This window comes from Streptomyces sp. NPDC001270 (assembly GCF_042896695.1).
Taxonomy (GTDB): Bacteria; Actinomycetota; Actinomycetes; order Streptomycetales; family Streptomycetaceae; genus Streptomyces.
Genome location: NZ_JBIAXM010000008.1, coordinates 275,636 through 296,450 on the forward strand (window position 1 = coordinate 275,636; position 20,815 = coordinate 296,450).

At 72.6% G+C, this 20,815-nt stretch carries 21 protein-coding genes and 7 tRNA genes; 18 read left to right on the forward strand and 10 right to left on the reverse strand.

Going from position 1 to position 20,815, the window contains the following annotated elements:
• Positions 1–135 precede the first annotated feature (135 nt).
• Both cobA and ACFY2B_RS16330 read left to right on the forward strand, forming a co-directional pair.
• A complete protein-coding gene (gene cobA, locus ACFY2B_RS16325; RefSeq protein ID WP_390763782.1) occupies positions 136–1,380 on the forward strand; it encodes a uroporphyrinogen-III C-methyltransferase in 1,245 nt (414 codons plus the stop codon).
• A gap of 146 nt (positions 1,381–1,526) precedes the next feature.
• Positions 1,527–2,345, forward strand: coding sequence for a TrmH family RNA methyltransferase (locus tag ACFY2B_RS16330; RefSeq protein ID WP_390763783.1), 819 nt, complete (start codon positions 1,527–1,529; stop codon positions 2,343–2,345).
• Between the two features lie 107 nt (positions 2,346–2,452).
• Here the strand turns inward: ACFY2B_RS16330 and ACFY2B_RS16335 are convergent, their stop codons facing one another.
• Entirely contained in the window at positions 2,453–3,862 is a 1,410-nt protein-coding gene (locus ACFY2B_RS16335; RefSeq protein WP_390763830.1) for a protein kinase, read from the reverse strand.
• 641 nt (positions 3,863–4,503) lie between these two features.
• Here ACFY2B_RS16335 and ACFY2B_RS16340 point away from each other — a divergent pair.
• The 3 genes from ACFY2B_RS16340 (at position 4,504) to ACFY2B_RS16350 (ending at position 6,357) form a co-directional block, all read left to right on the forward strand.
• Positions 4,504–4,701, forward strand: a complete 198-nt coding sequence (locus ACFY2B_RS16340) for a hypothetical protein (RefSeq protein ID WP_390763784.1) — start codon at positions 4,504–4,506, stop codon at positions 4,699–4,701.
• Between the two features lie 304 nt (positions 4,702–5,005).
• Positions 5,006–5,983: a phosphotransferase gene (locus tag ACFY2B_RS16345; RefSeq protein WP_390763785.1), complete on the forward strand. Its 978-nt coding sequence runs from the start codon at positions 5,006–5,008 to the stop codon at positions 5,981–5,983.
• An 80-nt stretch (positions 5,984–6,063) separates the two neighbouring features.
• Complete coding sequence (locus ACFY2B_RS16350; protein ID WP_390763786.1) at positions 6,064–6,357, forward strand: zf-TFIIB domain-containing protein; 294 nt, start codon at positions 6,064–6,066, stop codon at positions 6,355–6,357.
• 59 nt (positions 6,358–6,416) lie between these two features.
• On the opposite strand, the gene ACFY2B_RS16355 is transcribed toward ACFY2B_RS16350, so the two are convergent.
• The 5 genes from ACFY2B_RS16355 to ACFY2B_RS16375 all read right to left on the reverse strand — a co-directional run bounded on the left by ACFY2B_RS16355 (position 6,417) and on the right by ACFY2B_RS16375 (position 6,870).
• A tRNA-Val gene (locus tag ACFY2B_RS16355) sits at positions 6,417–6,488 on the reverse strand.
• A gap of 34 nt (positions 6,489–6,522) precedes the next feature.
• Positions 6,523–6,594 (reverse strand) — tRNA-Val (locus ACFY2B_RS16360).
• Between the two features lie 21 nt (positions 6,595–6,615).
• A tRNA-Val gene (locus ACFY2B_RS16365) sits at positions 6,616–6,687 on the reverse strand.
• 1 nt (position 6,688) lies between these two features.
• A tRNA-Cys gene (locus ACFY2B_RS16370) sits at positions 6,689–6,762 on the reverse strand.
• A 35-nt stretch (positions 6,763–6,797) separates the two neighbouring features.
• Positions 6,798–6,870 (reverse strand) — tRNA-Gly (locus tag ACFY2B_RS16375).
• Positions 6,871–7,047: 177 nt separating this feature from the next.
• Here ACFY2B_RS16375 and ACFY2B_RS16380 point away from each other — a divergent pair.
• From ACFY2B_RS16380 to ACFY2B_RS16390, 3 genes are all read left to right on the forward strand, one after another.
• A complete protein-coding gene (locus tag ACFY2B_RS16380; protein WP_390763787.1) occupies positions 7,048–8,097 on the forward strand; it encodes a chorismate-binding protein in 1,050 nt (349 codons plus the stop codon).
• A 1-nt stretch (position 8,098) separates the two neighbouring features.
• Positions 8,099–8,920 carry an aminotransferase class IV gene (locus ACFY2B_RS16385; protein ID WP_390763788.1) on the forward strand — a complete coding sequence of 274 codons (822 nt, stop codon included), beginning with the start codon at positions 8,099–8,101 and terminating at the stop codon, positions 8,918–8,920.
• A gap of 106 nt (positions 8,921–9,026) precedes the next feature.
• Complete coding sequence (locus ACFY2B_RS16390; RefSeq protein WP_390763789.1) at positions 9,027–9,851, forward strand: GNAT family N-acetyltransferase; 825 nt, start codon at positions 9,027–9,029, stop codon at positions 9,849–9,851.
• Between the two features lie 64 nt (positions 9,852–9,915).
• On the opposite strand, the gene ACFY2B_RS16395 is transcribed toward ACFY2B_RS16390, so the two are convergent.
• The gene (locus ACFY2B_RS16395) at positions 9,916–10,443 is read right to left on the reverse strand and encodes a DsbA family protein (protein WP_390763790.1); all 528 of its coding nucleotides are present in this window, start codon (positions 10,441–10,443) and stop codon (positions 9,916–9,918) included.
• 201 nt (positions 10,444–10,644) lie between these two features.
• On the opposite strand from ACFY2B_RS16395, the gene ACFY2B_RS16400 reads away from it, so the two are divergent.
• A complete protein-coding gene (locus ACFY2B_RS16400; RefSeq protein WP_390763831.1) occupies positions 10,645–11,100 on the forward strand; it encodes a hypothetical protein in 456 nt (151 codons plus the stop codon).
• Positions 11,101–11,297: 197 nt separating this feature from the next.
• A complete protein-coding gene (locus ACFY2B_RS16405) occupies positions 11,298–11,450 on the forward strand; it encodes a hypothetical protein (protein WP_167345734.1) in 153 nt (50 codons plus the stop codon).
• Positions 11,451–11,515: 65 nt separating this feature from the next.
• On the opposite strand, the gene ACFY2B_RS16410 is transcribed toward ACFY2B_RS16405, so the two are convergent.
• Both ACFY2B_RS16410 and ACFY2B_RS16415 read right to left on the reverse strand, forming a co-directional pair.
• Complete coding sequence (locus tag ACFY2B_RS16410; RefSeq protein ID WP_390763791.1) at positions 11,516–12,076, reverse strand: CGNR zinc finger domain-containing protein; 561 nt, start codon at positions 12,074–12,076, stop codon at positions 11,516–11,518.
• A 258-nt stretch (positions 12,077–12,334) separates the two neighbouring features.
• Complete coding sequence (locus ACFY2B_RS16415) at positions 12,335–12,748, reverse strand: SsgA family sporulation/cell division regulator (RefSeq protein WP_004002642.1); 414 nt, start codon at positions 12,746–12,748, stop codon at positions 12,335–12,337.
• A 190-nt stretch (positions 12,749–12,938) separates the two neighbouring features.
• Here ACFY2B_RS16415 and ACFY2B_RS16420 point away from each other — a divergent pair, with 190 nt between their 5' ends.
• From ACFY2B_RS16420 to ACFY2B_RS16435, 4 genes are all read left to right on the forward strand, one after another.
• Positions 12,939–13,403: a TIGR02611 family protein gene (locus tag ACFY2B_RS16420; RefSeq protein ID WP_390763792.1), complete on the forward strand. Its 465-nt coding sequence runs from the start codon at positions 12,939–12,941 to the stop codon at positions 13,401–13,403.
• Between the two features lie 90 nt (positions 13,404–13,493).
• Positions 13,494–13,565: transfer RNA gene (locus ACFY2B_RS16425), tRNA-Val, on the forward strand.
• Between the two features lie 630 nt (positions 13,566–14,195).
• Positions 14,196–14,642, forward strand: a complete 447-nt coding sequence (locus ACFY2B_RS16430) for an SRPBCC family protein (RefSeq protein WP_390763793.1) — start codon at positions 14,196–14,198, stop codon at positions 14,640–14,642.
• Between the two features lie 39 nt (positions 14,643–14,681).
• Positions 14,682–14,753, forward strand: a tRNA-Val gene (locus ACFY2B_RS16435).
• 311 nt (positions 14,754–15,064) lie between these two features.
• On the opposite strand, the gene ACFY2B_RS16440 is transcribed toward ACFY2B_RS16435, so the two are convergent.
• Complete coding sequence (locus ACFY2B_RS16440) at positions 15,065–15,790, reverse strand: 3'-5' exonuclease (RefSeq protein ID WP_390763794.1); 726 nt, start codon at positions 15,788–15,790, stop codon at positions 15,065–15,067.
• Positions 15,791–15,958: 168 nt separating this feature from the next.
• On the opposite strand from ACFY2B_RS16440, the gene ACFY2B_RS16445 reads away from it, so the two are divergent.
• The 4 genes from ACFY2B_RS16445 (at position 15,959) to ACFY2B_RS16460 (ending at position 20,707) form a co-directional block, all read left to right on the forward strand.
• Positions 15,959–16,525 (forward strand): DUF4365 domain-containing protein, encoded by a 567-nt coding sequence (locus tag ACFY2B_RS16445; RefSeq protein ID WP_390763795.1) that lies wholly within the window; start codon positions 15,959–15,961, stop codon positions 16,523–16,525.
• Positions 16,522–17,760: a hypothetical protein gene (locus tag ACFY2B_RS16450; RefSeq protein ID WP_390763796.1), complete on the forward strand. Its 1,239-nt coding sequence runs from the start codon at positions 16,522–16,524 to the stop codon at positions 17,758–17,760. The genes ACFY2B_RS16445 and ACFY2B_RS16450 overlap by 4 nt, the downstream gene beginning before the upstream one ends.
• A gap of 121 nt (positions 17,761–17,881) precedes the next feature.
• On the forward strand, positions 17,882–19,858 hold the full coding sequence (thrS, locus tag ACFY2B_RS16455; protein ID WP_390763797.1) for a threonine--tRNA ligase: 1,977 nt from the start codon (positions 17,882–17,884) through the stop codon (positions 19,856–19,858).
• A 288-nt stretch (positions 19,859–20,146) separates the two neighbouring features.
• Positions 20,147–20,707, forward strand: coding sequence for an HIT domain-containing protein (locus tag ACFY2B_RS16460; RefSeq protein ID WP_376525111.1), 561 nt, complete (start codon positions 20,147–20,149; stop codon positions 20,705–20,707).
• The last annotated feature ends 108 nt before the right edge of the window (positions 20,708–20,815 follow it).

Consider the following 20,815-nt stretch of genomic DNA (forward strand, 5'->3'; position numbering starts at 1 on the left):
CCGCGCGGTGGTCCGGCGCCCGGCTGCCGGACCACCCGTGCCGTACACCCCGCCGACGCCTTAAAATCCGCACGTCAGGGCCGCTCCGGAGTCGCAGCGTGCCCACCGCACCGCCCGCCCGAGGAGCCGTCCGCCATGGCCGTACATCCCGCCTACCCCGTAGGTCTCCGCCTCGTCGGCCGCCGTGTGGTCGTCCTCGGCGGCGGCCAGGTCGCCCAGCGCCGTCTCCCGGCGCTCGTCGCGGCCGGCGCGCAGATCCTCCTCGTGTCCCCCGGGGCGACCCCCTCGGTCGAGGCGATGGCGGACGCCGGGGAGATCACCTGGGTGCGGCGGCGGTACGAGGACGGCGATCTCGCGGACGCCTGGTACGCCCTCATCGCCACCAGCGACCCGGTGGCCAACGCCGCCGCCTCCGCCGAGGCGGAGCGGCACCGCGTCTGGTGCGTCCGCGCCGACGACGCGGATGCGGCCACCGCCTGGACCCCCGCCACCGGCCACAGTGCAGGCGTCACGGTCGCCGTCCTCACCACCGACGCGCGGGGCCGCGATCCCCGGCACACCGCCGCCGTCCGCGACGCGGTCGTCGAGGGCCTGCGCGACGGAACGCTGGTCGCCCCGCACCACCGCACCCGCACCCCGGGCGTGGCCCTGGTCGGCGGCGGACCCGGCGACCCCGACCTGATCACGGTGCGCGGGCGCCGGCTGCTCGCCGAGGCGGACGTGGTCGTCGCCGACCGGCTCGGGCCGCGCGACCTGCTCGCCGAACTCCCGCCGCACGTCGAGGTGATCGACGCGGCGAAGATCCCCTACGGCCGCGCCATGGCCCAGGAGGCGATCAACCAGGCGCTCGTCGAGCACGCGCGGCAGGGCAAGTCGGTGGTCCGCCTCAAGGGCGGTGACCCGTTCGTCTTCGGCCGCGGCATGGAGGAGGTCCAGGCGCTCGCCGAGGCCGGTATACCGTGCACGGTCGTCCCCGGCATCTCCAGTTCGATCTCGGTGCCCGGCGTGGCCGGCATCCCGGTCACCCACCGGGGCGTCGCCCATGAGTTCACCGTGGTCAGCGGTCATGTCGCCCCGGACGACGAGCGGTCCCTGGTCGACTGGGCGGCGCTGGCCGGACTCACCGGCACCCTCGTGGTACTCATGGGCGTCGACAAGATCGGACGGATCGCCGAGACGCTGGTCGCCCACGGCAAGTCCCCGGACACTCCGGTCGCCCTGGTCCAGGAGGGTACGACGGCTGCCCAGCGCCGGGTCGACGCGACCCTCGCCACGGTCGCCGAGACCGTCCGCACCCAGGACGTGAGGCCACCCGCGGTCGTCGTCATCGGCGAGGTCGTCGCCGTCGGCCCGCGCCCGGCCGCCGAGCCCGCCCGGTGATCGCCCTCCGGCGCCCGCGGGCTTCCGGCGCCCGCGGACTCCGGGCGACCGCTTGCTCCCCGTGACCACGAGCGCTGAGTAACCGCGGGTAACACAACCCCTCCCGAGCCGTTGGCACCGCACCCAGGACAAGGCAGTATCTCTCTGTGGCCGATCTCATCACCGTTGAGGACCCCGAAGACCCCCGCCTGAGCGACTACACGGGCCTGACCGACGTCGAACTGCGCCGCAAGCGCGAACCGGCCGAAGGACTGTTCATCGCCGAGGGCGAGAAGGTCATCAGACGGGCCAAGGAAGCGGGCTACGAGATGCGCTCGATGCTCCTGTCGGCCAAGTGGATCGACGTCATGCGCGACGTGATCGACGAACTGCCCGCTCCCGTCTACGCGGTCAGCCCGGAACTCGCGGAACAGGTCACCGGCTACCATGTGCACCGCGGCGCCCTCGCCTCCATGCAGCGCAAGCCGCTGCCCACGGCGGCCGAACTGCTGCGCTCCGCCCGCCGGGTGGTGGTCATGGAGTCGGTCAACGACCACACCAACATCGGCGCGATCTTCCGCTCGGCCGCCGCCCTGGGCATGGACGCGGTGCTGCTCTCCCCGGACTGCGCCGACCCCCTCTACCGCCGCAGCGTCAAGGTCTCCATGGGCGCGGTGTTCTCCGTGCCGTACGCCCGCCTGGACACCTGGCCCAAGAGCCTGGAGTCGGTCCGCGAGGCGGGTTTCACCCTGCTGGCGCTGACCCCGGACGAGAAGGCCGAGTCCCTGGACGAGGCGGCGCCGCACCGGATGGAGCGGGTGGCGCTGATGCTCGGCGCCGAGGGCGACGGACTGTCCACCCAGGCCCTGGTAGCCGCCGACGCCTGGGTCCGCATCCCCATGTCCCACGGGGTCGACTCGCTCAACGTCGGCGCCGCGGCGGCGGTCGCCTTCTACGCGGTGGCCACCGGCCGTCCCCGCGACTGAGCAGTCCCGAAGGAGGACGGGCACCGCGCCGCCGGCCGCGACCACGACGCCGCCGCGGTCGGAGGCGGCGCGTCGTGGCCCGCTCCCTGACGCGTCCGGCGGACCGGTCAGCTCGGCCGCGGGGGCACGATGTCCGGGGCGTCCGCGCCGCCCCGGGCCGGCGCGGTGTCCCGGTCCCCGGCGTCTGGCGGCACCTGCCTCTCCCGCGATCCGACGACGCCCCCGACGCGGCCCAGGCCGTGCGCGGGCCCCTGACAGCCCTGGGCCACCGCGATGCCGAGGGCGACCAGCAGGGTCACCACGACGAACACGAACAGCCGCTGCCGCAGCAGCCGCGGATTGGCGGGCCGCCGCCCGGTACCCGTGGGACGCGGCTGCGGGCGGCCGGCACCGGCGCGCGACGCGGGCCTGCTCCCACTGCCGGACCGGGTCGTGCTGCGCGGCGCGGGCGTCGGCCGCGCGCCGCCGGACCGCGCGGGAGCCCCGCCGCCGCGTGCGGCGCCGTTCCCGCGCGAGGGCGGGCCGCCGCCGCGCACGGGAGCCCCGCCGCGCGGCGCCGGGGTACCGCCCGGCGCGGGCTGCGGACGACGCAGGGTGCGCTGCTGTTCCAGATAGGGCTCGGTGAGCCGCCCGGTGGGCCGGTCCGCCTCGGCGGCGCGCGGCGCGGGCGGCCGTACCTCGGGCAGACCGTGCGCCTCGCGGGCCGCGATCTCCTTGAGCCGGAGCGACAGTTGGAGCGTGCTGGGCCGCTCCTCGGGGTCCTTCGCCAAGCAGGCCCGCACCAGCGGCGCGAGCGCGTCCGGCACCCCGCTCAGCTTCGGCTCCTCGTGCACCACGCGGTACAGCATCACCTCGGAACTGCCGTGCCCGAAAGGCGAGTCACCGGTTGAGGCGTACGCCAGCGTCGCCCCCAGCGAGAACACGTCCGTGGCCGGGGTGACCGCGGCGCCGCGCACCTGCTCCGGCGCGAGGAACCCCGGGGAGCCGACCGCCGTACCGACGTGCGTGAGCGTGGAGGCGCCCGTCGCCCAGGCGATGCCGAAGTCGATGATCCGCGGCCCCTTCGGGGACAGCAGGATGTTGGACGGCTTCAGGTCCCGGTGCACCACACCGGCCTCGTGCACGGCGACCAGGCCCTCGGACAGGGCCGCCCCGACGGCGGCGGCCTCGGCGGCGCCGAGCGGCCCCTCGTCGGCGACCTTGTCGTGCAGCGAGGGGCCCGGCACGTACTGCGTGGCGAACCACGGTCGGTCGGCCTCCAGGTCCGCCGCGACGAGCCGAGCCGTGCAGCCGCCCCGGATCCGCCGCGCCGCCGAGACCTCGCGTGCGAACCGCGACCGGAACTCCTGGTCCTCCGCCAGATCGGGCCGGATCACCTTCAGCGCGACCCGCTGCCCCTTCTTGTCGGAACCGAGGTAGACGACGCCCATCCCGCCCGCGCCGAGCCGCCGGTGAAGCCTGAACGAGCCGACGACACGCGGGTCCTCGCGCCTCAGGCGCATCATCGCCATGTTCATCCCCGCTGCCCGGTCCGTGTGACGTGGCACAGCTTACGTTTACCGGGCCGCCCGCGCGCAGAGGCCGCGCCCTCTCGCCCCGACGGATTGTCAGTGCCGTGCGAGGGAAGCCGAAAGCCGGTCACCGCCCCTGCCGCCGCAGCGCCCTTGCCCGCACCCCGGCGTCAACCGGCCGTCACGGAGCGGGGATTGACTCCGCGCAGGCCGACCGCGCCGAGCGGGGCACGAGCGCCGGGGACACGACACGTACCCAGGGGGCGGCGGCCCGCCGGCCGGGCCACCGGACGGAGACGGTGGCGCTCCGCGGACGGCGGAAGTGAGCGAAGTCACCCGATGCCCCCGCCATGCCCCTCGTGCAACGGGGAACTCGCAAGGCCCGCGCGGACATCCGGGAAAAGCACACACACTCCGGACGACCCCTCCGGGAAGACCCCGAGACCTAGGTCTCCGTCTCCACCCAGGGGAGTACTCAGCGGGCGATGGCTCATCCTCCCGTAGGCCCGCGAATCGGTACGACGGCATGACGTCCGGGGGGCGTCGTCCGCCTAGATTTGAGGTCAAGCGGCGGGTGCAGCACTCGTCCCCCGAGGTCAGACACCCGCCGCTGCCAAGGACTACGGAGAACGGTCAGGAGAGGGACCATGGCCCACACGGCATCGCGGACGCTGCTCCGCACGCAGGGACGCACCCCGTTCCGCACCCGCCGTCAGGGACGTCGCCACCCCGTGGTGGCGACGCTCATGGCCCTTCCCCTGGCGGTCCTGCTCCTCGTCGTCTTCGACGGCTGGGAGACAGTGGCCACACAGGCGTCGTCCGTGGGCGTGATGCTGGGGCGCTGAGCGGCGACCCCAGGCCCGGAAGAGCGGTCCGGGCGGGGACATCCACCCATGAAACCCCGTGGGGACGGGGGTGCGGCGGACGGCACAAATGCCGGCGCAGCTGGGGAGCTGCGCCGGCATTGCTTTTCCCAGTACACCGACGGGCCGCGCACCGCCCGCCGAGCCGAAACCCGGCCGCTGCCCGGTCGTGCCCCCGAGCTGCCGCCCCGTCCCGAGCCGCAGACCCGACGCCGGGATACGGCCCTTTCCACCCCGACGGCCCGCGTAGGCTCACCGCAATGGCCACCCGTCCACAGGAACCCTCGTGACCGCACCCGTCCTGCCGCAGTTGGCCGCGAGGCTCAGGGAAGCCGCCCACCCGGGCGGGCCGCCGTGTGCCTGCGGAGCGGCCGTCACGCTCGCCGAGCGTCCCGACGCCACTGTCCTGCGGCACGCGGGCGTGGTGGCGAAGGCCCACGCCCCGGACACCGACCCGGCCGGACTGGCCTTCCGGCTGGCCACCGCCGCCCGCCTCCCGGACGTCTTCGTCCCACCCCTCGGTACGGCAGCGGCCACGCTCGGCGACCGCCTCGCCACCCTCTGGCCGTACGGCACTCCGGTGGACCCGGAGGCCCCGGACGACGCACCGTGGGAGGCGGCAGGCGCCCTCCTCGCCCGTCTCCACCGGACCCCGGCGGCGGCCGGTGCCGCCCCCGCACCCCCGTGCCCGGCCCCCGCACCACCGCCGATGCGCGGCCCGCGCAAGGCAGCCGGCGCGATCACCCGTCTGCGCACCGCCCTCACCACCACCGGCAGCGCTGCCGCACCCCCGGTCCTGAGTGCCTGGGCCGCCCTGCCCGCCTGGGCGCGTGACGCCGCCCCCATGCCAGGCCCCGCGATCCTCTGCCACGGTGACCTGCACCTCGGCCAGCTGGTGCGGTACCCCGCGCCGGACGGCCCGTGGCGGCTCATCGACGTGGACGACCTGGGGGTGGGCGTCCCGGCCTGGGATCTCGCACGCCCCGCGGCCTGGTACGCCTGCGGGCTCCTCGCCCCCGACGAGTGGACCCGCTTCCTGGGCGCCTACCACGCCGCGGGCGGACCCGCCGTCCCCGCCGGGGCGGACCCCTGGCCCGCCCTGGACGTTCCGGCCCGCGCCCTCACCGTGCAGACCGCCGCCCGGGCGATCACCAAGGCGCTGGCCGCGGACCGCCCGCTGGACGAGGTGGAGCGGGCACTCGTCGACGCCTGTGCCCGAATGGATTTGGCACCTGCGGAGTTGACGCCCGGAATCCCGAAGTAGGCTGCAACCGACCGCGGCCGGGCGGAGTCTGTCCTGGCGTACCGCGAAGCAGGTCCGACCGGCGAGGAGTTGAGCCGACCATGCAGTGTCCGAAGTGCCATGCGCCGATGCACACCTACAACCGCAATGGCGTCCAGATCGAGCAGTGCAGCGGCTGCCGGGGCATCTTCCTCGACTACGGCGAGCTGGAGGCGCTGACCCGTATGGAGGCGCAGTGGTCCCAGCCGGCCCCGCCGCCTCCGCCCGCCCCGCAGGCGTACCCGGCCCCGCCCGCTCCCGCCTGGGGCGCTCCGGGCGGTCACCACGGCGGCCACGGCGGTCACTACGGCCACCACCGCAACAAGGGCTTCGCCCACATGCTGTTCTCCAGCTGAGGCGACCGAGACCACGAAGAAGCCCCCGGCCGTACGAGACGGCCGGGGGCTTCGGAGTGTGGACGATACTGGGATTGAACCAGTGACCTCTTCCGTGTCAGGGAAGCGCTCTCCCGCTGAGCTAATCGTCCTCGGGACCGTGACCCGAGGATCACGGACGGTGCGTGCGCGATACTGGGATTGAACCAGTGACCTCTTCCGTGTCAGGGAAGCGCTCTCCCGCTGAGCTAATCGCGCGGGGGATCCTCGCGGATCCAGTGGACGATACTGGGATTGAACCAGTGACCTCTTCCGTGTCAGGGAAGCGCTCTCCCGCTGAGCTAATCGTCCATGGAGGTGGAGACGGGATTTGAACCCGTGTAGACGGCTTTGCAGGCCGTTGCCTCGCCTCTCGGCCACTCCACCAGGAGCGCAGAGGCCCAAAGTCCCCTGCTCCTTCGAGCGGACGACGAGGCTCGAACTCGCGACCTCAACCTTGGCAAGGTTGCGCTCTACCAACTGAGCTACGTCCGCTTGTCGTTTCGGTCGGCATCAGCGTCCCGGCGACGTGTTGAACTCTAGCGGATTCCGGGGCCAGCACAAAAACGCGTTTGCGCAGCGTGCTGCCCTGTGCCCGGCGAACGGCATGGTCAGGGCACCCGCGGGACATGCCCGGGTCACCCCGAGGACACGCGCCCTAGACTCGGCGGCGTGTCCCCTCTGCCTCCTCTGGCCCGGTTCGGCGACCGCGTCGCAAGCGGCCTCCTCGACGTCACCGACGACCCGGCGGCCCTGGACTCCGCGGGTTTCTGGGCCGTCTGCGCGGACTACGAGGGCCGGCTGACCTGTGCCCGCTTCGCGGATGTCCGGACGGAGCCCGTACCGGCCCCGGTGCCGGGCCGGTGGCGGGGACCGCGGCCGCAGGACTGGACGTCGTCCCTGGACCGCGCCGCGTACACGGCGGCCGTCGTCCGGATCCGTGAGCACATCGCAGCCGGCGAGGTCTACCAGGCGAACCTCTGCCGGGTGCTGTCCGCGCCCGTCGCCCCCGGCACCGACGTCGACGCCCTGACCGCGCTGCTCGCCCGCGGCAACCCGGCGCCGTACGCCGGAACGATTCGGCTGCCCGGCCACGGCGTCGAGATCGCCACCGCCTCGCCCGAGCTGTTCCTGCGCCGCGACGGCACGGTCGTCGAGTCCGGTCCGATCAAGGGCACCGGGCGGACCGAGGCCGACCTCCTGGACAAGGACCGCGCCGAGAACGTGATGATCGTGGACCTGGTCCGCAACGACCTCGGCCGGGTCTGTGCCACCGGCAGCGTGACCGTCCCCGACCTGTGCACCGTGGAGAAGCACCCCGGCCTCGTCCACCTGGTGTCCACGGTCCGCGGCGAACTGCGCGCCGGTGCCGGCTGGCCGCGGCTGCTGGCCGCCGCGTTCCCGCCCGGCTCGGTCACCGGCGCCCCCAAGCCGAGCGCCCTGCGGATCATCGAGGCGCTGGAGACGGCTCCCCGGGGACCGTACTGCGGCGCCATCGGCTGGGTCGACGCGGACCGGGGCACCGGCGAGCTGGCCGTGGGCATCCGCACCTTCTGGCTCGACCGGTCCGCCGCGGCCGGGGCGACACTCCGCTTCGGCACCGGCGCCGGCATCACCTGGGGCTCCGACCCGGAGCGGGAGTGGCGGGAGACCGAGCTGAAGTCGGCCCGGCTGCTCGCGATAGCGTCGGGGACGTACGACGCGAGCAGGGAGGAATCCTGAGGTGAGGATCTGGCTCGACGGCGGCCTGCGGGACATCGAGTCCGCCCGGGTCTCCGTCCTGGACCACGGGCTGACCGTGGGCGACGGTGTCTTCGAGACGGTGCGGGCCGCGGCCGGCCGGCCGTTCGCGCTCACCCGCCACCTGGACCGGCTGGCCCGCTCCGCGCGCGGCCTCGGCCTGCCCGAACCCGACCTCGACGAGGTACGGCGGGCCTGCGCGGCCGTGCTGGCGGCCGACCCGATGCCGCTCGGCCGGCTGCGCATCACCTACACCGGCGGCCACGGCCCGCTCGGCTCCGACCGCGGCGAGCAGGGCCCGACCCTCGTGGTCGCGCTGGGCGAGACCACCCCGCGCCCCGACTCCACCGCCGCCGTCACCGTCCCCTGGACCCGCAACGAGCGAAGCGCCCTCACGGGTCTGAAGACCACCTCGTACGCGGAGAACGTCGTCGCCCTCGCCCGTGCCCGCGCACAGGGTGCCTCCGAGGCGCTGTTCGGCAACACGGCCGGCCGGCTCTGCGAGGGCACGGGTTCGAACGTCTTCGTCGTGCTCGACGGCGAGATCCACACCCCCCCGCTCGCCTCGGGCTGCCTGGCCGGCGTCACCCGTGCGCTGACCGTCGAATGGACCGGAGCCCGTGAGACGGATCTGCCGCTGGACGTGCTGGAGCGCGCCGAGGAGGTCTTCCTCACCTCCACCCTGCGCGACGTCCAGGCCGTGCACCGGGTCGACGGCCGTGAACTGCCCGGCGCGCCGGGGCCGGTGACCGCGAAGGCCATGCGGATCTTCGCCGAGCGGTCCACGGACGACCTCGATCCGTGAGCGCGGCCCGGTCCGTGAGCCGGTCTCGGTCCGTGAGCGCTGCTCGATCCCCGGGGGCTGCGGAAAATGGGCTGTCACGGATCTCCGCACGGGGTAGAAAGCGGTGATGACCACGACCCTGCGGCCGACCGAGCCGCTTCAGCGCGCCGCGGGCGGGGCACTGTCCCGGCACTTCCGCGTGTATGTGAACGGCCGCCCGGTCGGTGCGGTGCACCTCGCCACGGACCCGGACTTCGGGCCGGCCGTCGCGCGGATCACGGACCTCGGCATCGACGTACCGGACCGCGGCCGGGGCCGGGGCACGGTGGCCGCCCTCGCCGCAGAGGAGATCGCGCGCGGCTGGGGCTGCGCGCGCATGGAGATCGCGGTGCCCGCGGCGGCCGGAGCAGCGTTGCGGCTGGCCACGGCGCTCGGCTACGTCCAGCGCAATCGCCGTATGCGCAAGCCGCTCGGCGACGTACCGCCCGCCCTGCCCGCGGGCAGCCGGGGCAGAGCGATGACCGAGGCCGAGTTCGGCCCCTGGAACGCGCAGGCGATGAAGGGCTACGCGCAGTCCTGGATCGACCGGGGCGTACCCGCGGACGCGGCGCGGGCCAGGGCGGAGCGGGATCACGCCAGGCTCCTGCCGGACGGCCCGGCGACCGCGGACACCGTGCTGAGCGTCCTGGAGCACGAGGGCACCAGGGTCGGCACCCTGTGGCTGTCGGTCGCCGCCGACCGGGCCTACGTCTACCGGGTGGAGGCCGGCGAACGCTTCCGCGGCCGCGGCCACGGCCGCGCCCTGATGCTGCTGGCCGAGGCGGAGACGACGGCCGCCGGCCACCGTTTCCTCGGCCTGAACGTCTTCGCGGGCAACACACCCGCCGAGCGGCTCTACGAGTCGCTGGGGTACGTGCCGGTGGAGTACGCGCTGTACAAGGATCTGCTCTGAGGCACTCGGTGCCTTCGGAGGGTGGGCGCCCACGTCCGGTCGGACCCGTGCGTACGGCTTCCTGTCAGGCTTGCGCCGACAGCAGCCGGTCGGCGATCTCCTCGATCCGCTCGCGCAGGCCCTCCTGGCTCTTGCCGCCGTCGAGGCGTTCCCCGTCGATGACGTACGTCGGGGTGCCGGTCACCCCGATCGCCTTGCCCTCTGCCTGGTCGGCGTCGACCACGAGGATGTGCCGCCCGTCGATCAGCGCGGTGTCGAACTCCTCGGCGTCCAGACCGAGTTCACGGCCCACCCGGACCAGGAAGGGCTCTCCCTCGCGGTCCAGCTCCGCGATGCGGCCCAGGACCGCCTCGGCATAGGCCCAGCCCTGCCCCTGCTCGAACGCCTCCTCGGCGGCCTGCGCCGCCGCGAAGGCGTGCTGGTGCTTGTCCAGCGGGAAGTGCCGCAGCCGCAGCTCCAGCCGGTCGCCGTAGCGGGCGCGCAGGGCACGGAGGTCGGCCAGGGCGGTACGGCAGTCCGGGCACTGGAGTTCGCACCACACGTCGAGCACGGGGACGGGGGCGCCGCTGGGGGAGGGGGAGGAGTCACTCATGGGCACCAGTCTTCCAGGCGAGGCTCCCCCGACCGAATCCGCGCGGTACGCGTCCGACCGGGACCTGCGGAGGACACGACCCGGAGATGTCCCTGATCTCGGGCCGGGCCATGGCATCGCGGGGAGCGGACGGTGCAGGATGGAAGGGACGAAGCGCACCGGCGCCTCGACCTGCCCGACCGAGCCCGCCTGGAGGACCGGATGATTGCCGAGACCGTCTGTTCCGCCGCCTCCGCGGCTGGCCTGGGTATCGCGGTGGTCACGGCCTACCGCAAGCGTTTCGTCGCGGCCGCCCGTATCGCGGCCTATTCGCTGGTCCCCGTCGGGCTGGTGATGACGGGCGTCGTCGGCTGGCTGGCCGACACCGCGTTCAGTCCCGTGGCGTGGGCGGGCTTCGGTGTGCTGGGTGCCGCCTGGGCCCTGTTCGCGACCACACGTGCCGTCGAACGCCGTCGCGGTGGCACCCGTGCGCAGCGGAGAGCGGCCCGGGACGCACAGCGCGACCCGGTGGCACCCGCCGCCCCCTCTTCTTCCTCGGCGCCCGCGCTCGGTCCGGCCACCCGCCCCGCGGCCCCGCCCGCGACCGCCCCGCGCGCCACCGGCTCAGCGGACGACTTCAGCGACATCGAGGCCATCCTCAAGAAGCACGGCATATGAGCCGGGCAGCACGACGCACGCGCTGCGGCGCCTGATCCCGGCGCGCGGGGAAACGACACAGTCCGTCGGGACCGCGCCTGGAAACGATCATGCGTCGAAACCAATCGAACCGGACATCACGGATTTCAGCGAACTCCCGTACATTTCGGGCGTGTTGATCGCGAACGTGAGGTCGGCTGGGTCATCATCGCCCCGAGATGCTGGACACGACACAGAGCGAGGCCGCGCCGCCGAAGGACGAGCCTCGCGGGTGCCTCTTCGCCCTTTCCCAGCCACCGCTGATGATCTTCCTGGCGGTGATCGGGTGTCTGCTCCTCATGGCTGCGCTGCACGATCTGCTGTTGCTGTGAGTCGTACACGCCAGTCCCGGCGCCACCCGCCGGGGCGGGCGTCGGCATCGGGACCCCGCGGGTGATCAGCCCGCCGCCTCCTTGCGCCGGGCCCGGTACGCGGCCACGTGCAAGCGGTTTCCACAGGTGCGGCTGTCGCAGTAGCGACGTGAGCGGTTGCGGGAGAGGTCGACGAAGGCGTGCCGGCAGTCGGGGGCCTCGCAGCGCCGCAGCCGCTCCTGCTCCCCGGCGACCACGAAGAACGCCAGCGCCATCCCGCAGTCGGCGGCGAGATGGTCCGCCATCGAGGCGCCGGGCGCGAAGTAGTGCACGTGCCAGTCGTAGTCGTCGTGGTCCGTGAGCCGCGGGGTCGTGCCGGCCGCCGCGACCAGTTCGTTGATCATCCCGGCGGCGATCCGGGCGTCGGGGGCGGTGAAGATCGCCGCGAACCGGCCGCGCACCTTGCGCACGGCCGACAGGTCGAACTCGGAGAGCACCCCGACATCGCTGATTTTGTGTTTTCGTACGAAATCTGTGAGCGTCGCGACGTCCGGCAGTCCGTCCGGCGCCGCATCGTCCTCCGGCACGGTGTTCACCAGATCCACCACGGTGTCGAGCGCGCACCGGGTGTCGTGGGTGATCAGCACGTTTCGCTCCCTGGCGTGAGGGTCGGGCGGGTGCCCGCCGATGCTGGCCGATGGTAATGGCCGACAGCCGGAAGAACGGCTCCCCGCGTGGCGCGGTTCCCGCCGTGGTGCGGGCCCTGCCACGGCCGGACGGGCCGCGGGCACACCGAAGCCGCCCCCGCGACAGCTCGCGGCGGCGGCTACGGCCACGCCGTATGCGGTTGTCTTGGCCCGAGCCGTCTCCCCGAGTGGACGGCGCCGGGCTGCTTCGAGGGCGGCCTAGCTCTCCGCCAGGATGTGCGAGAGCTCCTGATCCAGGTCGAAGTGCCGGTGTTCCGTGCCGGGCGGCACGGCGGCGTCGGTTCGCTTCAGGAAGGACTCCAGGGCTCGCGCCGGGGCCTCCAGCAGTGCCTCTCCCTCCGGGGAACTGAGGGCGATGCACACGACGCCCTGGCCGTGGCTGCGGGACGGCCAGACGCGGACGTCGCCGGTGCCGGTGGGCCGGTGCAGCCCTTCGGCGAGGAGGTCGCGGGCGAACACCCACTCGACGGTTTCCTCGGCTCCGGTGTGGAAGGTGGCGTGCACGGCGTAGGGGTCGGCCGTGTCGTACCGCAGGCCTGCGGGGACAGGCAGGGAGGACTCGCTCGACACAACGAGGCGCAGGTGCAGCTCGCAGCTGACCGTGGTGTTCATAAGCGCCAGGGCCTTTCGCTCAGTGTGCGCTCGGGGATTCGCACGTCGGCGAAATCGACATGCCACCTACGATGCCGTTGTAAACCCCTCTGAGTGTTTTGCGTGTCTTTAGGTACCTCTTCCGGCCGAGAATCATCAGGGTGCGACCACCATTCCAGTGACCGGTTTCACTCGGGTAGGGTTTGGTCGTATGAATACGGGGAGTGACGGATCGCGCGAGGCCGCCACGGTCTCCGGCCCGGACGAGGCGGAGACGAAGCCGGCGGACACGCCGGAGCGGCGGGGGCTCGGGTCCCGGGCACCGGAGTTCATCAAGGCGCGCCGCGCCCTGCACGTGAGCTGGCAGGTCGGCGTCTTCGTCGTCGGCCTCGCGGTCGTGGTCGCGGGCGTCATCATGCTGCCGCTGCCCGGCCCCGGCTGGGTGGTGATCTTCGGCGGTATGGCGATCTGGGCGACCGAGTTCGTCTGGGCCCAGCTCGTGCTCCGCTGGACCAAGCGCAAGGTGACCGAGGCGGCGCAGCGGGCGCTGGATCCCCGGGTGCGCCGCCGCAACATCGCGTTGACGGTGGTCGGCCTGGTGATCGTGGCGGTACTGCTCGGGATCTACCTCTGGAAGTTCGGCGTCGTCATGCCTTGGAAGATCAAGGACCAGTGATCGGCGGGGCGCTCGCCCGGGCCGGTGGCGGCGCCGCTCCGTCCTGCGCGGAAGCACTCCCTGACATGGGGTAATGTTCTTCCTGCATCCGGGCGATTAGCTCAGTGGGAGAGCGCTTCGTTCACACCGAAGAGGCCACTGGTTCGAACCCAGTATCGCCCACCCGGATCGGCGGCCCGTCTGCAACTCGCAGGCGGGCCGCCGCCGTGTCCGCACCCGGAGTGAGCCGCTTGCGGCGCATCCCCGAGACCGCTTGCCGAGTGTCCGCCGGTGCCTGTTCCGGCAAGGGCTTGCTGGATCCGCCCGGCGACGACGTCGCGAGGAGGCGGGCCGAGCGCGACCGGAACGGAACAGTCACGTTCCGTTACTCCCGGACGGTCGGCGAGGAGCGGCCGCGAAGACCGGCCGGATCATCGCGCGCTGCACGAAGAAACGCCCGAAGATCCGGTCAAGGCCGACTTCCGGACGTTCCCAAGGTTCCGGGAGAAGTCTCGTGCACCCGCCGTGGACGGAAATCCTCCGGATGATTTCTGGAATACCGTCTGAGTTCTCCGGAAGTACGACAAGAGAGCTTTTTCCTTGTCTCCCCAAGTAGGGAGAGCGGACAGGCGAACTGAGTCCGGGTCACCTGCGACGGCCCCCGGCAGCCCGGGAGGGCCGGGGCGCGGGAGACGGAGGGGAGGGGAGCGCCGTCGCACGGGCGGCGGCGCTCGTACCCGCAAGTGTGGCCCAGATCACTCCGCGGGGCATGAGTGCGCGTACTCGGGCGAACCCCGCGGGCAGACTCCGCCCATGGACTGGACGCACTACCGCTTCCGCAGCCTGTGGCCCCTGCCCGCGCCGCCCGCCGCCGTCTACGCCGCGCTGGAGCGGGCCGAGGACTACCCCCGCTGGTGGCCCCAGGTGCGCACGGTGAGCCGGCTGAACGACACCACCGGCGTCATCACCATCCGCTCGGTCCTGCCGTACGACATGACGTTCACGGTGCGCGCGGCGCGGCGCGATCCGGCGGCCGGTGTGCTGGAGGTCGCGATGACCGGTGACATCGAGGGCTGGGCCCGCTGGACGGTCACCGCCGCCGGGACCGGCACCCTCGCCCGCTACGACCAGGTCGTCGACGTCACCAAGCCGCTGCTGCGCCGACTGGCGGTCCCCGGGCGGCCGTTCTTCCGTGCCAACCACCGGCTGATGATGCGGGCGGGACGGCGGGGACTGCTCGCACACCTCCGAGCGGTTTGAACGGAACCCGCCGGGACCTGTATTGTTCAGTGCGTTCCCGGGCGATTAGCTCAGTGGAAGAGCGCTTCGTTCACACCGAAGAGGTCACTGGTTCGAACCCAGTATCGCCCACCGGGAGATGCCGGTCCGCACACGCGGACCGGCTTTTTCGTGTCTGCGGCCCGTCATCGTGCCTGGTGCGGCTCGGCACCTCATGAGCGGCGGGGCAGGCAGACGAGAGCGAAGGCGGGGAGGCGGCCTCCGCAGGACGGCGCGGGTCCGGGTGCTGGACGGCGCGGGATGCAGGTGCCGGCCGTCGGTTCCGCAGGCCCCGGCGGCGGTTCCGGTGGTGACGCCTCCTGCTGGGGCTCGGCGGTGGCGCCCGTGGGGGAGGCGGCGGGTCCTGGTGTCGCACGGGCGCCGGTCCCGGCGGCCCCACACCCTCACGCCGCCGTGGGCAGTTCCGGACGCAGCGGCCAGTCCGTGCTCACCGCCTCGTCGGAGCCGCTGCGTGCGAACCACGCCTGCAGGCCCCGCGCCTGCGCCGCGTGCCACGTCGTCTGCAGGGTGTGCAGCTCGGCGGGGGAGAGGCGTTCGAGGCGGGCCGCGAAGCGCCGGCCCACCGCCCGTACGACGTTCAGCGCGGCCAGCGCGTCCGCGGCGGCGTCGTGCGCACCCTCCAGCGGCACGTCGTAGTGCGCACACAGATCCGTCAGCGTCCGGCGGCCCTTGCGGTAGCGGTCCAGATGCTTGTCCAGTACCCGCGGATCCAGGACCAGCAGCGGCGCCGACTCGAACCAGCGGTCCAGCGACGACGCCCGATGGCGGCGCAACTCCCGGTCCAGCAGGGTCAGATCGAACGGCGCGTTCATCACCACCAGGGGCCGGCGCATCGCCGCGTGCCCCGCCAGCTCCTCGGCTATCTCGAACATCACCGGCGCCGGCCAGCGGCCGTTGCGGTGCAGGTGTTCCTCCGTCAGCCCGTGCACCGCCGTCGCCGCCCGGGGCACCGGTACACCCGGATTCACCAGCCAGCGGGTCACCCGGGGGCGGGTGCCCGGCGCGTCCTGGACGACGACGGAGGCCGACACGATCCGGTCGGTCTCCACGTCCACGCCCGTGGTCTCCGTGTCGAAGGCGGCCAGGGGTCCCTCGTACCAGCACGTCATACCTACACAACTCCTCGTTCACCTACGGCAGATGACGATCCGTCTTCTGCCCGTTTGGTGATACCCGGGCTGTTTGCGCCGTACGCCGGGAGGACACAACAGGAGTACGGGTCTTTGCAGTTCAGCGGCCCGTCGAGGGAAAACATCCGGCTTGGAAGGCTGTTGGTCATGGCGATAGCGCAGCCCGAGCGGGGCGGGCTGCTCCCCGAACGCACGGGCCCCCATCGCGGCACACTCGCCACCACCGCCTGCATGGAGACACTGCAGGTCGGCTATCTGCACGCGGTCGCCGCCGCCGCGGGCTGCTCACTGTCCCAGCCGTTCCCGGACAACGGCATCGACTGGCACGTCAGCCACAGCGCGCCCGGACACACCGTCGACGACGAAGTGACCATCAAGGTGCAGCTCAAATGCACCTACCAGATCGCGCCCAACCCCCCGGGCCGCTCCTTCTCCTTCACCCTCGACAACGACCATCTGAGAAAGCTCGCCCGGACGCCGGTCTCGGTGCACAAGATCCTGGTCGTGATGCTCGTCCCGCGATCCCAGGACGACTGGCTGCGCGCCAGCCACGACCGGCTCGACCTCAGGCACTGCTGTTACTGGGTGAACCTGGCCGGGCAGCCCGTCACCGGCCGTCACCGGACCACCGTGCGCGTACCGACCACGCGGATCTTCGACGACCGGGCGCTGTGCGAGATCATGACGCGGGTCGGGACGGGAGGCAGACCATGAGGCGTCGTCCGGCCGACGGGCCCCTGCGGGAGGTCGGACCGCACCCCGTCGACGCGTACGGGAACCCCGCACCCGAGCCCGCCGGGCTCGACCCCGCCGCGGTCGACCCCGCGGTGCTCAGCGCCCTGCTGCACCGGCACGGCTGGCAGCGCCGCGGCGGCGCCCCGGGCCGGTACGGGCGCTGGACCCCGCCCGGCCCGGGCGGCGGCGGCACCAGCCTGCTCGTGCCCGAGAACCGCGCCTTCCCCGACAGCGACGACCTGCTCGGCGAAGCCCTCGACGCGCTCTCCCGCAGCGGCACGCCCGCCGCGCGGGAGGTGCTGGTCGGGCTCGCCGTGCCCAGCGACGAGATCCACTGGTGGCGGGACGTGCCGAGCGGCCCGGCGCCCGCCGCGACCTGGACGTCCGAGGAGCAACTGCGCACCGCCGCCCGGCAGATGCTGCTCGCGGGCGCGCTCGCCGGCCGCGGCCGCGCGGGCTACTACGGTGCCCGGCACCGCCGGACCGCCGCCGCCATGCTGGAGAACGTCCTCGTCGGACCGGCCGCGGACGGCGGCCTCACCGCCTTCGTCCCGGTGGACACCGCACGCCCCCTCGCCGTACGCCTCCACCAGGCCCTGCACGCCGCCCGCGAGGCGATCGACTACCAGCGGGCCACCGACGGCATGGACGCCTTCGACGCGGCCGACGAGGCCGGCGTCAGCCGCGAACTGACCGAGGCGCTGATCACCCTCGTGCGCGGCACCGAAGGAGCCCGCGTCGCCGTCGCGTGGGCGCCCGCCGCCGGTGTCCCCGAGGACTGCGCGGTGACCGGCGAACCCGTCGAGTTCTCGCCCGGCGACCTGCCCGTGCTGCGCGAGGCCGGCGCCCGCTACCTGCGCGCGGAACCCTCCGTCCCGGTCCGCGTCACCGGCACCGTGATCCGGATGCGCCGCTCGGGCACGCACGGCCGGGGCACCGTACGGCTGCGGGTGATCGCCGGTGCCGAGGTGCCGCAGGTCCGGGTCACCCTGGACGAGGAGGACTACCGCATCGCCGGGCACGCGCATCTCGTCGGGCTGCCGGTGCGGGTGCACGGCCGGCTGGAGAGCCGGGGCGGCTTCCGCCGCCTGTCCGGCGCCTTCGGGGTCGTACCGGTGCAGGTCGACGAGGCCGAGCGGGACCGGCTGCTGAAGTCCCTCCAGGACCACCTCGACTTCTTCGAGGAGGCGTGCAGCGGGGACGACTGCGACTGACCGGGGGCGGGCCCTCACGGAGGGCCACCGTTTGGCCGTCGGCGGGCCCGGGTCGGTACGATCCCCTATTGCGCGCGCTCCTGGTACGGCGCCCGCATCCACCTGCAGTCAGGAGAGACCGGTGTCAGACGTCCGTGTGATCATCCAACGCGATTCCGGGCGGGAAGAGCGCACGGTGACGACGGGCACTACGGCCGCCGAGATCTTCGCCGGCGAGCGCTCCGTCATCGCCGCCCGCGTGGCCGGTGAGCTGAAGGACCTCGCCTACGAGGTCAAGGACGGCGAGACCGTCGAGGGCGTCGAGATCTCCTCCGAGGACGGCCTGAACATCCTGCGCCACTCCACCGCGCACGTGATGGCGCAGGCCGTGCAGGAGCTGTTCCCGGAGGCCAAGCTGGGTATCGGTCCGCCGGTCAAGGACGGCTTCTACTACGACTTCGACGTCGAGAAGCCGTTCACGCCCGAGGATCTCAAGGCCATCGAGAAGAAGATGCAGGAGATCCAGAAGCGGGGGCAGAAGTTCTCCCGCCGTGCCGTGACCGACGAGGCCGCCCGTGAGGAGCTGGCCGCCGAGCCGTACAAGCTGGAGCTGATCGGCCTCAAGGGGTCGGCGTCCGCCGACGACGGCGCGGACGTCGAGGTCGGTGCCGGCGAGCTGACGATCTACGACAACCTGGACGCCAAGACCGGCGAACTGTGCTGGAAGGACCTCTGCCGCGGTCCCCACCTGCCCTCCACCCGGAACATCCCGGCGTTCAAGCTGATGCGCAACGCGGCCGCCTACTGGCGCGGCAGCGAGAAGAACCCCATGCTCCAGCGCATCTACGGCACCGCCTGGCCGTCCAAGGACGAGCTGAAGGCGTACCTCGACTTCCTCGTCGAGGCCGAGAAGCGCGACCACCGCAAGCTGGGCAGCGAACTCGACCTGTTCTCCATCCCCGAGCAGATCGGCTCCGGCCTCGCGGTCTTCCACCCCAAGGGCGGCATCGTGCGCCGGGTGATGGAGGACTACTCGCGCCGCCGCCACGAGGAGGAGGGCTACGAGTTCGTCTACACCCCGCACGCGACCAAGGGGAAACTCTTCGAGACGTCGGGCCACCTGGACTGGTACGCCGACGGCATGTACCCGCCCATGCAGCTCGACGAGGGCGTGGACTACTACCTGAAGCCCATGAACTGCCCGATGCACAACCTGATCTTCGACGCGCGCGGGCGTTCCTACCGTGAACTGCCGCTGCGGCTTTTCGAGTTCGGGACCGTGTACCGGTACGAGAAGTCGGGCGTCGTGCACGGGCTCACGCGCGCGCGTGGCTTCACCCAGGACGACGCGCACATCTACTGCACCCGTGAGCAGATGTCGCACGAACTCGACAAGACGCTCACCTTCGTGCTGGGCCTGCTGCGCGACTACGGCCTGACCGACTTCTACCTGGAGCTGTCCACCAAGGACCCGGAGAAGTTCGTCGGCGCCGACGAGGCATGGGAGGAGGCGACCGAGACGCTGCGCCAGGTCGCCGAGAAGCAGGGCCTTCCGCTCGTGCCCGACCCGGGCGGTGCCGCGTTCTACGGCCCGAAGATCTCCGTCCAGACCAAGGACGCGATCGGCCGCACCTGGCAGATGTCGACGATCCAGCTCGACTTCAACCTGCCGGAGCGCTTCGACCTGGAGTACACGGCCGCCGACGGCTCCAAGCAGCGGCCGGTCATGATCCACCGCGCGCTCTTCGGCTCCATCGAGCGTTTCTTCGCGGTGCTCCTCGAACACTACGCGGGCGCCTTCCCGGCCTGGCTGGCGCCGGTGCAGGCGGTCGGCATCCCGGTCGGGGACGCGCACGTCGAGTACCTGGAGAAATTCGCCGTGGCGGCGAAGAAGAAGGGTCTGCGCGTCGAGGTGGACTCGTCCTCGGACCGGATGCAGAAGAAGATCAGGACGGCGCAGAAGCAGAAGGTCCCGTTCATGGTCATCGTCGGCGACGAGGACATGAACGCCGGCACGGTGTCGTTCCGCTACCGTGACGGCTCACAGGAGAACGGCATCCCGTTCGACGACGCCATCGCGAAGATCGTGAAGATCGTGGAGGAGCGGGCCCAGGTCTGAACCCGGCCCACGCGGCGGCCCCCGGGAGGCTCGGCTCCCCCGGGGGCCGCTCGTCGTCCCGCACGAGGGCACCCGGCGCCACGGCGACAGGATCACGGGCCCGGTGGACGGCCCGGCGGACCTGGCGGACGGACTGCCGCGGCCCATCCCGCGCGGGAGACCGGGCGGCACCTCGTACACGTCGGCGGGGTGCCCCGTACGGGGCTGTCCGCGCCGCGGCCCCGCGCGGTGCCCCCGGCGGCCCGGTTGCCGCCGCCCCGGCGACCCGCCGCGAACGGGCGAAGCCATATGCTGCCTAGCATGACGAGTGAGCCGGAACAGCAGATCGGAGTGGGGACGCAGGATGCGTTCCAGCGCCTGTGGACGCCTCATCGGATGGCCTACATCCAGGGCGAGAACAAGCCGACCGGTCCGGGGGCCGGCGACGGCTGTCCCTTCTGCGCGATCCCGGCCAAGTCCGACGAGGACGGGCTGATCGTCCGGCGCGGTGAGCACGTGTACGCGGTGCTCAACCTGTACCCGTACAACGGCGGTCACTTGATGACCGTGCCCTACCGGCACGTCGCCGACTACACCGAGCTGACCGGGCCGGAGACCACGGAGCTGGCCGAGCTGACCAAGCAGGCGATGACGGCGCTGCGCACCGCCTCCGGCGCCCACGGCTTCAACATCGGCATGAACCAGGGTGCCGTCGCGGGCGCCGGCATCGCCGCCCACCTGCACCAGCACATCGTGCCCCGCTGGGGCGGCGACACGAACTTCATGCCGGTGGTGGGCCACACCAGGGTGCTGCCGCAGTTGCTGGCCGACACCCGGCAGATGCTCGCGGAGGCTTGGCCGAACGCGTGAGTCCCGTCGGGCCCGCTGCGGTCCGCCCGCGCCCCCACGGGAGCGGGCGACCCGCGACGACACCGCCGCGTGGGGCACCCCCGGTCCCAGCGGAGCCGAGAACCCGGG